11 protein-coding genes and 1 pseudogene are annotated in these 11,525 nt (G+C 49.3%); 5 read left to right on the top strand and 7 right to left on the bottom strand.

Features of this window, described 5'->3' with window-relative positions; genetic code table 11:
• Positions 1–52 precede the first annotated feature (52 nt).
• From L0156_09430 to L0156_09420, 3 genes and pseudogenes are all read left to right on the top strand, one after another.
• Positions 53–296 (top strand): annotated as a pseudogene (locus tag L0156_09430) (DUF4160 domain-containing protein).
• A complete protein-coding gene (locus L0156_09425; protein ID MCI0603223.1) occupies positions 271–546 on the top strand; it encodes a DUF2442 domain-containing protein in 276 nt (91 codons plus the stop codon). The pseudogene L0156_09430 and the gene L0156_09425 overlap by 26 nt, the downstream one beginning before the upstream one ends.
• A gap of 28 nt (positions 547–574) precedes the next feature.
• Complete coding sequence (locus L0156_09420; GenBank protein MCI0603222.1) at positions 575–1,459, top strand: PhzF family phenazine biosynthesis protein; 885 nt, start codon at positions 575–577, stop codon at positions 1,457–1,459.
• Between the two features lie 2 nt (positions 1,460–1,461).
• Here the strand turns inward: L0156_09420 and L0156_09415 are convergent, their stop codons facing one another.
• The 7 genes from L0156_09415 to L0156_09385 all read right to left on the bottom strand — a co-directional run bounded on the left by L0156_09415 (position 1,462) and on the right by L0156_09385 (position 9,556).
• On the bottom strand, positions 1,462–3,333 hold the full coding sequence (locus L0156_09415) for an amylo-alpha-1,6-glucosidase (protein ID MCI0603221.1): 1,872 nt from the start codon (positions 3,331–3,333) through the stop codon (positions 1,462–1,464).
• A gap of 4 nt (positions 3,334–3,337) precedes the next feature.
• On the bottom strand, positions 3,338–4,717 hold the full coding sequence (locus tag L0156_09410; protein ID MCI0603220.1) for a S8 family serine peptidase: 1,380 nt from the start codon (positions 4,715–4,717) through the stop codon (positions 3,338–3,340).
• The gene (locus L0156_09405) at positions 4,714–6,345 is read right to left on the bottom strand and encodes an SMP-30/gluconolactonase/LRE family protein (protein MCI0603219.1); all 1,632 of its coding nucleotides are present in this window, start codon (positions 6,343–6,345) and stop codon (positions 4,714–4,716) included. The genes L0156_09410 and L0156_09405 overlap by 4 nt, the downstream gene beginning before the upstream one ends.
• Before the next feature lie 12 nt (positions 6,346–6,357).
• Positions 6,358–7,206 (bottom strand): heme-binding protein, encoded by an 849-nt coding sequence (locus tag L0156_09400; GenBank protein ID MCI0603218.1) that lies wholly within the window; start codon positions 7,204–7,206, stop codon positions 6,358–6,360.
• A 115-nt stretch (positions 7,207–7,321) separates the two neighbouring features.
• Positions 7,322–7,759, bottom strand: coding sequence for a hypothetical protein (locus tag L0156_09395; protein MCI0603217.1), 438 nt, complete (start codon positions 7,757–7,759; stop codon positions 7,322–7,324).
• A gap of 83 nt (positions 7,760–7,842) precedes the next feature.
• Positions 7,843–8,145: a hypothetical protein gene (locus L0156_09390; protein MCI0603216.1), complete on the bottom strand. Its 303-nt coding sequence runs from the start codon at positions 8,143–8,145 to the stop codon at positions 7,843–7,845.
• A 61-nt stretch (positions 8,146–8,206) separates the two neighbouring features.
• Positions 8,207–9,556: an amidohydrolase family protein gene (locus tag L0156_09385; protein MCI0603215.1), complete on the bottom strand. Its 1,350-nt coding sequence runs from the start codon at positions 9,554–9,556 to the stop codon at positions 8,207–8,209.
• A gap of 262 nt (positions 9,557–9,818) precedes the next feature.
• On the opposite strand from L0156_09385, the gene L0156_09380 reads away from it, so the two are divergent.
• Together L0156_09380 and L0156_09375 are read left to right on the top strand one after the other, a co-directional pair.
• The gene (locus tag L0156_09380) at positions 9,819–10,226 is read left to right on the top strand and encodes a hypothetical protein (protein ID MCI0603214.1); all 408 of its coding nucleotides are present in this window, start codon (positions 9,819–9,821) and stop codon (positions 10,224–10,226) included.
• A 94-nt stretch (positions 10,227–10,320) separates the two neighbouring features.
• Complete coding sequence (locus tag L0156_09375) at positions 10,321–11,523, top strand: VWA domain-containing protein (protein MCI0603213.1); 1,203 nt, start codon at positions 10,321–10,323, stop codon at positions 11,521–11,523.
• The last annotated feature ends 2 nt before the right edge of the window (positions 11,524–11,525 follow it).

Genomic DNA, 11,525 nt, shown 5'->3' with positions numbered 1-11,525 from the left:
CTAAATCACACCAGCATTTGCAAAGTTGAGAATCTGTGTTATATCCAAGGAAATGCCGACAGTATTACTGACAGGTTCATATCGATTCTATTTTCACAGTCATGAACCGAATGAACCGGCTCATGTCCACGTCGACAGAGATGATCAGTCGACAAAGTTTTGGGGGAAACCCGTATGCACTGGCGCGTAATTTTGGATTTGCAGCGCATGAGGTCAATCGCTTACAATCAATCGTTGAGAAGCATTCGAAGGAATTTATAGAAGCATATTATGGGCATATTGGCAGTAGCGGCTGACGAGCGGGTCCGAACCGTTCGAACAGGAAAACATACACTGAGTGTTGATCTGATGGACGGACGCACAATCACCGTTCCTCTGTCATGGTATCCCCGACTCATGAATGCAACCCCGAAACAACGGGCTAATTGGAAAATTGCTGGCGCCGGTTATGGCATACATTGGCCCGACATCGATGAAGATCTTAGCACAGAAGGTCTATTGCGTGGCGCGCCTGTGCCAAGCGTGGCCATGAAATCAAGGAAATAGAATCAAATTCATTCAATTTGTGCAGGTTATGTCTCATTCGTTGCACATTGTCGATGTTTTTGCTGAAAAACCCTTGACTGGAAACCAGCTTGCCGTGGTTTTTGATGCTGACGACCTTTCGGACCAGGCGATGGGCCGTATAGCGCAGGAGATGAATTTCTCAGACACAACCTTCGTGGGATCTGTCCCTGAACCTGACGGCGCATATCGGGTTCGAATCTTTACACCATCGAAGGAGATTGCGTTTGCCGGGCACCCAATTCTTGGCACCGCCTCGATTATTCGGGATCACATCGTGTCTGATAAATCCCGTCCAGTTCGCCTGAATCTCGCTGTTGGCCAGGTTTCAGTCACATTCGAGCCCGTTGCTGATGGTCGAGACGTTGCATGGTTTGATTCGCCGCCAGTTGAGCTTGGCCCAACTTGTGCTCCCGGCCGGATTGCAGAAGCCCTACAACTCGCACCATCCGACGTTGAAACCAAGACACCCATTCAGCAATTCTCTGCCGGCGTTTCAGCGATTCTCGTTCCTTTGCGCAATCTTGAAGCACTCAAAAAGAGCAGACTCGACCTTGAGGCATTTGCGCCTCTAGCCGGCGAAGGGTTTTCGCCTCTGGTGTATTTGTTTTGTACGGAAACACATCACCCTGAGAATGATCTGTGCGCCAGGTTCTTCTTCGTTGCTCATGGTGTGCGTGAAGATCCAGCAACGGGAAATGCAGCTGCCTTTCTTGGCCACTACCTTCTGGAGCATCGATTCTTTTCCGCCACGGATCTGTTTCTGCGGATTGAGCAAGGATACGAAATCAATCGACCTTCCCTGGTTTTATTGCGAGCTCGCGAAGTGGGGAACTCCCGCGAAGTCAGAATTGGCGGATCCGTAGTGCCCGTCGCACAGGGCAAGCTTTTGTGATGCTACGAACACATTTTTGTGATTCGCAACGCCTCTCCCACGGACCACGCTTGGAAAGGGCAACCTCGCGGAGTATAAGGCGGTTCTGCATCCACGATTTCCGAAATGTGATCCAGACCGGCTTCCTCCAGGTGTTTTAACAGCGGCTCCAGAAAGTGTTTCTTCGCTTCGCGTTTTGCTTCGTCCGTTTCGCCATTTACACGTAGCCATGCTTCCACAAATGCACCCATCAACCACGGCCAAACCGTTCCCTGATGATAGACGCCGTCCCGTTCGCGCACTCCGCCTTCATAGTGCGGCGCGTATCCCGGAGACTCAGGCGCAAGGGAGCGCAGTCCTAAAGGAGTCAACAAGCGCGCTTCCACAGCTGCAACAACGGAACGCGCGCGATCTCCCTCAAGCACAGCATAGGGGAGTCCTCCTACTGCAAAAATCTGATTCGGCCGAAATAGATCATCTGTTTTTCCGGATTCATGATCCACATCCACAACATCGAAAAGATACCCGCCCTTTTGGTTCCAGAATTTCCTTTCAAAGGATTCTGATCCACGTTCGTAAAGCTCATTCCAATGTTCCGAATAACCAGCGGCAAATTTCAACGCATTGAGCCACAGGGCTTGAATCTCTACCGGTTTCCCGATTCGTGGAGTGACAACCCAGTCTCCCACTTTTGCGTCCATCCAGGTGAGCTGATAACCTGGTTGCCCCGCTGCGATCAGACCGTCCTCATCCATCCGAATCTGGAATCGCGTTCCGTTTTCATATCCGGTCAAAATCGCATCCACCGCATTTCGCAACTGATCGCGATCCGCTTTGGAAACTTTTTTGGCCGCTTGGAAATAATCATAAACCGCAATCACGTACCAGAGCGACGCATCGACCGAATTGAATTCGGCTTCCGTGCCTTGATCAGGGAAACGGTTGGGAAGCATGCCTTGCGAAACTGTTTGCGCCCATTCGATGAGAATGTCGCGCGCGATCTTTAATTCACCGCGAGCAATACACAAACCGCGCAGGGCGATGAATGTATCCCGACCCCAATCAGTGAACCACGGATATCCGGCAACGATGGTTTTACCTTTCTTGCGTTCCACCAAATAGGCATCGGCTGCGAAGTCCAGACGCGTGACAAATTGTTTTCTTCGCTTGAGCTCTTCTTTCATCACGTTTTCGGCAGACGGATTCGCTGTTCCTGTGCTGAAAATGCAGAACGCATCTTCCTGCGAGATGTCCCATTGAAAAACGCCGGGAGAGGCGAGGTCTTCAGCAAAATCCAAACCGCGCTGGCGTTCCTGTTCATACAAAAAATTGCGATACCAGGTTGGTTCGTGACTGTAAGTGCCATTCATGCTCACATGAATTTCGGGAAGTCCCGGGTACGGCCGCCAAACAAGATGTTGCCCGTTGATTTCAGGCGTGAACTGGAAAGCGTCATTCTGGTGATGCAGGGAATGGTAATCACGACCTGAGAAAAAGGGGCGTATCGAAAGCTGAGCGTTTTTAGGCCGGTTAACAACCGACCACCGGATGGTTGTGGTCGGAGAACCTTTCTTCATTAGAATTTCTTGTTGGATTTGTGTCCCATCCTCCAGTTTGAAAACCCACGTCGGCCACGGATTTGTTTTGAAGGATTGAATTCTCAGATGGCCATCGGGATGAATCACATCCGGCAGATAGCGCTGCGAGGAAATTGCGTAAGTGCCTGATTCCGTTTTGACCCACGCGTCAAAGCCGTTTACGAGCACCACACGTCCGGTGGGAGGAGTTTGTGCTGCGAGAAGAATCGCGTGATAACGGCGTGTTCGAATTGTGTCTGCGCCTCCGGATGCAAAGCCTCCAAGCCCATCTGTTTCCAACCATTCGTTTGTTGTCATGGCGCTAGGAAATTTCTACAACGGAGTTAAATCCACCGTGGTTATCGGGCTCTTTGAGGCCGTTGCTCGGGTCATCGACCCATTGATTCCCATTCAGGATGAATTTGTAACGATAACGTCCGGGTCCGGGTGATTTGACTTCAGCACGCCACATTCCGCTTGGATCCTTTTCGAATTTGTTGGAAGCTGTCCAATTCGTGAAGTCCGCCGCCAGCTCAACTTTTTCTGCAGCATCATGATGATAGAAGAAAATCAGCTTTTTTGCCTCCATGCGAGGCGACAGAAAATGGTTGTTCTCATAAACATGTTTTTCCCTCTTTGCCTGCTCCACTGCCGCGCGCGCATTGAGCATTCCATACCCCTGCCGTAAGACCGGCGCATTTTCAATGCGCTCTGCGGTTGAAATCAGAATATTTTTCACCGTGGCGGGCGTTAATTCCGGATTGGCCTGAAGTATGAGCGAAACAACAGAAGCCACGATTGGCGCGGCAAAGGATGTTCCGTCGACATGTTGGTAGTGAGCGGAAATGATTTTGTTGTCGCGCAACAAAGATTCGATTTCTGCGCGAATCGCCTGTGGTTCGTTTTTATAAGTTTCGATCAGTTCGGTTAACGCCTGGGCCTTCTTGTACGCATCGGTATAAGGCAGGATCGGCGCCGCCACCCACATCGCAGGCGCAATGATTTCCGGTTTGATCAATCCATCAGCGGTTGGGCCATAACTGGAACAATACAAATGAAGATTTGCATTTCCCAATTGATTGTTATCATCATAACCGCCTACTGTAATCACGCTCGGAGAATTGGCGGGTGGGACAGTGTGGTGTCGATCCATGCAACCGGAATTGCCGGCAGCAACTACAACTATCAGGCCTGCGCGTATTGCTTCTTCCGCCTTCTGATCAACAATGTTGTCTTTGTAAGGCACATCCTCATCACCGCCAAGCGAAATGCTCACCACCCTAATATTGCAGATGTCCTTGTTCTTGATCACCCAATCAAGGCCGCGCGCTATATTCTCTTCTGTGATTTTTCCGCGATCACTCACTTTCACCAGAACAACGCCCGCTTCATGAGCGAGTCCACGGTAAACGCCATCAGACAAGCTTCCGTTTCCCGCCGCAGCAACGGAGGTCATTGTTCCATGCCAGTCCCATTCTTTGGGTGAATCCTCAAGTCTGGCGTCAGGCTGTGTCACATCGTGATACGCAATAATCCTGTCGACCGGTGTTGTCAGATCGGGATGCGGATGAAATCCAGAGTCTAAAAAAGCAATCGTGATTCCTTTGCCGCTCAATTCCGGATCTACATTCATTCGAACAGAAGTGGGGATTACTGAAAATGGATTTTGCAAATGTGAATGATTGTGTAAATTGGTTGTCATGGGCGGACACCGGGGATGTTGAGCTTCATGCGGTACAGGCCGCTGCGGGCGCAGAGATACAGCGTCTTGCCGTCTTCTTCGCCCCATGCAAAATTGTGCGGATGCATGGATGTCTTGATCGTGCCGAGATGTTTTCCTTCCGACGAAAAGATCCAGAGCCCACCAGGCCCCGAGACATAAACGTTTCCCATCTGGTCCACCTTGACTCCATCGATCGCATCTTCTCCGGGAGAGTTCGTCAGATCGTAAAAAACTTTGCCATCCTTCAGCATTCCGTCAGGGGAAACTTCGTATCGCATGACGACTTTCTTTTTCGGATCCCAGTTTCCAACGTACAAATACTTTTCATCCGGCGAAAACGCAATTCCATTGGGGCCGAGCAGATCCTTGTTCAGCAATTGAAGTTTTCCATTCCTTAACCGGAAAACACCGCTGTATTCCAGCTCCTTTTTGGGGTCTTCATAAAATTTGGGGAGTCCAAAAGGCGGATCGGTGAAATACAAAGATCCGTCCGATTTGTAAACGAGATCGTTTGGGCTGTTCAAACGTTTGCCCTTGAACTTTTCGGCAAGGACGGTCACTGCTCCATTCTTTTCCATCCGGATCACACGTCTGTTGCCGTGTTGATCGATGGTGAGCCTTCCCTCACTGTCGATGGTCAATCCGTTGGAGCCAGGCTGGCCATAGGCCGCGATGTCCGCTCCTTCGTAACCACTCTTGTCGTTGAATACCGTCAGTTCGCCGTTATTTCTGTTCGCAGACGGAACATACTTGTAGATGATGTTGCTGTTCGGATCGCTGAAAAGCAAATATCCTTCGCGGAACCAGACCGGCCCTTCAGTAAACTGAAACCCTTCCGCAAGTTTGTGGACTTTGGGATTTGGTGGAACGATCGCATCGATCGCAGGATCCAATCGTTCGACTTCAACATTTACTTCGTGCGGAGTAACCACAAACGGCAATTTGCCCGTTGGGAAAAAATGCAGTTTCGCAAAACGCATCCAGATGTAGTTTGTGGGTGGATTTGAGATCGGACCGTTGATGCCAAAAATCGCCAGCTGAATCTTTTGTTGAGGTTTTACATTTCGGCCGATCACGAGACGATTCGTCGCATTCCATCCTCCCACAACGGAACCGCCACTCTGTCCGAGCTCCCGGGGCAATTCTCCGTTTACCCAGATTTCGGCATAATCATCGAGCGATGTCTCAAAGACAACCGTGGAGCCGGCGGTGTTCCAATTGCCTACACGATCCGGAATCGTGATGTTGATGCGATACCAGTTGAATGAAATCCGGCCGTTTCCGCGACGTTTGTTCAGAGTCGCCGGATCGAGCACTTCCCATCGGGAATCATCGAAGTCAGCGCCGCCTGCATGAGGGACGTAATCGTAAGTCTTATTCGGCGCTCCCGTCGGTTGACCGTCAGCGCCCGCAGCTTTGAAATCCACTTCAACGATTTTTGTATCGCTGTATCGCCATTGCGCATTGACGAGCTGAACTCCTTCAGCAGTTGCCAGATCGATTGTCGCCAGCGGTTCGCCATCAGTTGGTTCGGCAAAAGCGATAACAGCAACGAGAAGCATTGTAACGATAGCTGCAATCGAAAGAAGCGTTAGCTGGATTCTCATTTTCTGTCACCTCTAACGGGCCACTTTCACCACGTAATAGTTGAAAGGATTGGTGGCCTGTTTAAACCAGTGTGGTGTGCCGCTCGGAACAATGATGACATCTCCTTTAACGATCTTGCGTGTATCGCCGCCATCAATTGATGCGCCGCGGATTTCATCCTGTGCCGTTGTTTTTCCCTCTACGACCTTACCTCCGGTCACAAACGTTGCAGTGCCTTCCAACACGTAAATGATGTCGGTGTCTTTTTCATGAACTTCAGCCATACCGGCAGAATCCCGGTGGCTTGCGTGTACTTTGTAGTTTTCCACTTCAATCAATGGCATTCCCTTTACAAATGCGGCCGATACCTTCTTGTTGTCCAGGTAAGTAACGGAAGCCATGCTCATGTCTTTTGAATTCATTAAAGCGTTGGCTCCTGCAATTGCGAGCTGTTCATCCTGCTCCGCGCTTGCAGCTCCACTGACTCCCACCGCTCCGATTAACTGTCCGTCTATCATGATCGGCACGCCTCCCTGAAGCGGAGTGAAATCGGCAAGCGCAACCATCGAAGTGCGTCCGTTTTTAATCACGTCTTCAAATACTTTCGTAGGGCGCTTGAAAATGGCGGATGTCCGCGCCTTTCCAATGGAAATATTAGCGCCTGCAGCAAATGTGTTATCCAGGCGTTCCACAGCAACGAGATTCCCGCCTTCATCCACCACTGCAATCACGCCGCCGGGCGCGTTTAGTTTTTTTGCTTCTTCCTGCGCGGCTGCGATCACTATTTTTGCGCCCTGAAGTGAAAGACCTTTCTTTTCGACAACCTGAGCGCCGGATGTCACCGCAAACAAAAGTACGAAAACCAATAAGCTATATTTCATAAATCCTCCTGGGGGGCGCATTGCGTCGATGCGTTAACGGGTCTCCGCGGCCCGCGTCTTGACGCGAGGGCGAAGGGACGCGCTACACAAAGACGATAGTGCCCCCAGAATTTGGTTATTTCATTTTGTCCATGCCTTCCATCATCATCATCGGTTTCTGGAAGGAGGCTTCACCGAGTAATGTCTCAGCGAAAGCGCACCAGATCTGGACCTTTACGATGTCAGGGACGTAAGCAGGAACAACGATGGCTTTGTTGTATTTATCTCCTTTGATATTCAATTTTTGAAGCTGATAGATATTTCCTTTGGAGTCAACAACCTGCCAGTGCGGATCAGGTGTTTGTGGCGGCTTGAAATCGTCTGAAAGTGTCAAAATATTCTGGCCATCTTTCGCCAAGTGAGTAGCCGTTCCACCATTCACCTTTGCGCCGGAAAAAACACCGGTCGTGTGTTCCATCATCATGTCTTTATCCATCATGTCTTCTGCAGGAGCCAGGCTGGCGCCCAAGAGAAGACTTGCAACAGCAAAAACTACAGCTAAAACAAACTTCATTTACTTTTCCTCCTTTTTCTTTTCATTAGAATCATTTCTGTAGTAACGGTTGGTCGTTTGTGTGGGGAAGTTTCTTACAGGGATTACTTCGGATCCAATAAGCGTTTCATGCGTTCGCGGGCATCCGGCGAGAGGATTTCGTTTGCAAGCAGCGCGTTTTCGTTTTCCTGACTTCGCATGGCTTGTCGGAGGATCAATAACTGATTCGCATAGCGTTTGCACCACACGCAGATCTGGTTGTGCAGAAGCAAAGTCATGCGCTGGCGCCAGGGCAGTTTCCGGTCCATGCTCTCCGAAATGAGAGTCAGCACTTCGTCGCAAGCCGGCAATCGCCTCGCCAGCCAGAAGATGAAGGCCATCTTAATTCGGACGAAAGCTTCTCCCATGAACAATTGGTCGCCAGACCTGCATCATTTCTTACAAAATTGTCACTTTTGTTGTGTTCAGTTACCTTCCAGGCGCTTTTTGGGCGATTTTCTCGAGAATGCCGTCGAGATCTTCGCGGGTGTAGGCCTGTCCATCTACGAACACCATCACAATGCTTTTTGTGTTTGCAATATCGGTCAATGGATTCTTGTCGAGCAGGATGAAATCAGCGAGTTTGTTTTCTTCGATCGTGCCTAGATCTTTGAGACGTCCCAGGGACTCCGCACAGTTTCGCGTTCCCGCTTGTAGAGCTTCCATCGGTGAAAGCCCGGCATTGACAAGCCATTGCAACTCGTCGTGAACGCTAAAGCCGGGATACATATATCTGGCCCCAAGATCTGTGCCGACTAAAAAACGAACCCCTTCCTGATGTTGGATGCGCGTAATTTCCAAGAAGCGATCGAATGCCTCTTTCAATAACTTGCGGACTTCAGGCTCGTCCGGTAAGTCCGGAAATATTCTCCAGAACTCTTTTGCGGATCCGCTTATGTATTTATCCCTTACATCTTTTTTTGCGCGGATGTCCCACTGATAAGATCGCGCCCAGTAGGTGATCAAAGTGGGATCAAACCAGGTGCCGTTCTTGACCATTTTTTGCGCAATTCTCTTTGCTTCCGCATCGGTGAACTCTTCCATTGCCTGTTGTTTGGATTTGCCGGCGCCGACTTTTTGCAGATAAGGTCCCTCAAACAGACTCACGATATGTTCTACACTGCCATGCCCTGCATCAATCGCCGTGCCAGGATCGGAAATGGAAATTGGAATGTGCCCAACAACTTGAATACTCTGACGTTTCGCTTCCTTCAACAAAGCAAAGTATGCATCAGGGTTTGGTCCATTATGCACCTTGATAAAATCAACCGAACGTTCTTTCAGATAGGAGACGGCGCGCGTGCTGTCTCCTCCAGTATCGATGACGATGCGATCCCGTACGCCCGGCTTCGATCCATCCACAACAGGTCCAGCTCGAAAAATGCGCGGACCGATTAGATCTTTTTCATCGATTCTCCGCCGCATCCAATCGATGACGTTCAGGTTTCCTCCTAGATCTCGCACCGAAGTCACACCGTTAGCAACCAGGGCGGGACAGGCAACGTCAGCGACGTATGTGAGATGAACATGCATATCCCAGAGACCGGGAATGAGGAACCTGCCGGTGCCGTTCCAATCTGCATCGTGCGAAGGATCAGACTCTTTAATGTTCGTGATTCGATTGCCCGAAAGTGTAACGGTCCTGTGTGGCTTGGGAGGAGAACCGGTGCCGTCAATTACAGTTACGTCGTAAATGGAAACGGACTTCGGAGGCTCCAGAGCAAACAGGAACGGAAGCAAAATCAAAATCAGACAAGAAGTCAAAAGGATTTTAATCATAGATTTTGTAGTGGCAGAGCATTTGCCGTTTGTTTTTGAATGAACCTATTCTCTCAGAAATGCCTCCACAGCACGAACATACTTCCTGCGCGCAATGCTCTGCATCCCGCGAATTGGAGCAGAGCATTGTCTCAGCAAACTGAAGGATCTTTGCAGGACGCAGAGTCCGGTTTGGGCAAGGAAGTTCAAACCAGAACTACGGACAATGCTCTGCCACTACGAGCAATATCATTCATTCACGATGATATAATATTTACAATTCATGTCTAAATCGCTTTTTATCTTCCTTTTACTCGCAGGAGCTGTTGGTTATTACCTCTATAAGACAAACCGATTTGTCGAAGTAAATGCTAACTTTGACTTTTCCAGGGAAGGAGTTTCCGTAATGGCGGTCGATAACAATCTGCACGATTGCAGATTTAGTCTGACCCATGATTACGCTGTAGAAATTCCCTTTCTACGGGCAGGCAATCGTCTCACGATTACCAGGACTGATTTCAAGCAATGGAACGGAACGATTCTAGAATCGATTTCCGATCTGGGTCCACAAGTGGAATTCAATCTACGCTGCAAGGAAGGAAGCATAAGAACTACAAAACAAAACCGTTACGAAAAGCCGGAAAAACCAATCCCGGAATATAAACACGAAGAAGAAGTAGACCGCCGCTAATTTGCTGGCATCCTCCTTGCCTTCGAATATCATAGAAGTATTCAAATGGCTCTATAACGTATCCGTATCAAGACAGTCGTACAGGGAATAGGACATGAGATGTTTCGTGTTCGCAATTCTGCTGATTGCGTGTTTGCCGGCCGCCTCGCAAGACTACGAAGTAAAGATAACCGAAGTAACTGTATGGGTAAAAGCAACCGATCATTCCGGCAAACCGCTTACAGGTCTGAATCAAGCCGACTTTGAAATCTATGAAGATGGAAAAAAAATGTTAGCCACCTGCTTTGAAGAGGCTGTAAATCCGGCCACAGATTTAACGGCCCCATCTTCAACAGAACAGTCACAACCTGAAGAGACATCCCCCGCGAGATTGAAGCGTGTTGTTCTCATTGTGGACCTGTATAACACACTCCAGGCGGAATACCTATTCATCAAGCCAAAAATCGTGGATTTTCTGAAGCAGATTTCATCCCAATGGGAAACCATGCTCGTGGCCGTCATCCCGGGAGCCGTTGAAGTAAACGTTCCGTTTACGACAGATGTGAATGTACTGCAGGCAAAACTGGATCAAATCCGCGCGAATTCAATCCGGAACGTTGAGGTGTTGAATCGCAGAAGGGCAATCACCAATATGCTGGCGAAAGGCAACTTTGCGGAAGTAATTGAGGAAGCGTACCGGCTCGCGAGTGGATATGCGATGGAAGAAAAACAAATGGCACGGGAATCGTTGAAAGCGTTGGAGAAGTTTGAAAAAGATTTGGTTCAGTTCAAAAATGATCCACACATGGTTGTGCTTTACATTTCAGGCGGGATCAATTCAGAACCGGGGAGGCAATACTACGACCTGATCGAACGTAGCGTGGGGAACGCCGGATCCAAAGATTTATTAGCAATGAGAGAAGGGGGATCCGACCTGTGGAAACTTCTGCGTCGGATTGTCGCGCAGTTAAACAGACACAACATTACCTTCTACACAATTAACACGCGGGGAACGGAGAATCCCCTCCCGGAGAGCGTGACGGAAGGAAACAGAAAGCCGGTTTTTGAGGATGCAACCTATCTGGACGAAACTCAAGAGCTCATGGCGGAGATCGCCGATCTAACGGGTGGTCTTTATTTTGAGAATTCATTGAATTTCCGGCATGGTTTCGATCTCATCCTGGGGGACCTGGATCATCAGTACATGATCTGCTATAAGGCGCCACCACATAAAGAGCCGAACGAATTCCACAAAATCAAAGTGGAAAGCAAGAAGTCCGGTGTAAAACTGCGACATCGTTCAGGGTATTTGGATTAGTT

This window comes from bacterium, from assembly GCA_022616075.1.
Taxonomy (GTDB): domain Bacteria; phylum Acidobacteriota; class HRBIN11; order JAKEFK01; family JAKEFK01; genus JAKEFK01.
The sequence above is the reverse complement of the archived record's forward strand: the minus strand, read 5'-3'. Positions and strand labels throughout refer to the sequence as shown.

What these genes read in the sequence shown, in the direction of transcription:
- L0156_09410 (MCI0603220.1), bottom strand. Translation starts at nt 4,717, where the DNA reads ATGACAACCAATTTACACAATCATTCACATTTGCAAAATCCATTTTCA.
- L0156_09375 (MCI0603213.1), top strand. Translation starts at nt 10,321, where the DNA reads ATGAGATGTTTCGTGTTCGCAATTCTGCTGATTGCGTGTTTGCCGGCC.
- L0156_09385 (MCI0603215.1), bottom strand. Translation starts at nt 9,556, where the DNA reads ATGATTAAAATCCTTTTGACTTCTTGTCTGATTTTGATTTTGCTTCCG.
- L0156_09390 (MCI0603216.1), bottom strand. Translation starts at nt 8,145, where the DNA reads ATGGGAGAAGCTTTCGTCCGAATTAAGATGGCCTTCATCTTCTGGCTG.
- L0156_09405 (MCI0603219.1), bottom strand. Translation starts at nt 6,345, where the DNA reads ATGAGAATCCAGCTAACGCTTCTTTCGATTGCAGCTATCGTTACAATG.
- L0156_09400 (MCI0603218.1), bottom strand. Translation starts at nt 7,206, where the DNA reads ATGAAATATAGCTTATTGGTTTTCGTACTTTTGTTTGCGGTGACATCC.
- L0156_09380 (MCI0603214.1), top strand. Translation starts at nt 9,819, where the DNA reads ATGTCTAAATCGCTTTTTATCTTCCTTTTACTCGCAGGAGCTGTTGGT.
- L0156_09415 (MCI0603221.1), bottom strand. Translation starts at nt 3,333, where the DNA reads ATGACAACAAACGAATGGTTGGAAACAGATGGGCTTGGAGGCTTTGCA.
- L0156_09425 (MCI0603223.1), top strand. Translation starts at nt 271, where the DNA reads ATGGGCATATTGGCAGTAGCGGCTGACGAGCGGGTCCGAACCGTTCGA.
- L0156_09395 (MCI0603217.1), bottom strand. Translation starts at nt 7,759, where the DNA reads ATGAAGTTTGTTTTAGCTGTAGTTTTTGCTGTTGCAAGTCTTCTCTTG.
- L0156_09420 (MCI0603222.1), top strand. Translation starts at nt 575, where the DNA reads ATGTCTCATTCGTTGCACATTGTCGATGTTTTTGCTGAAAAACCCTTG.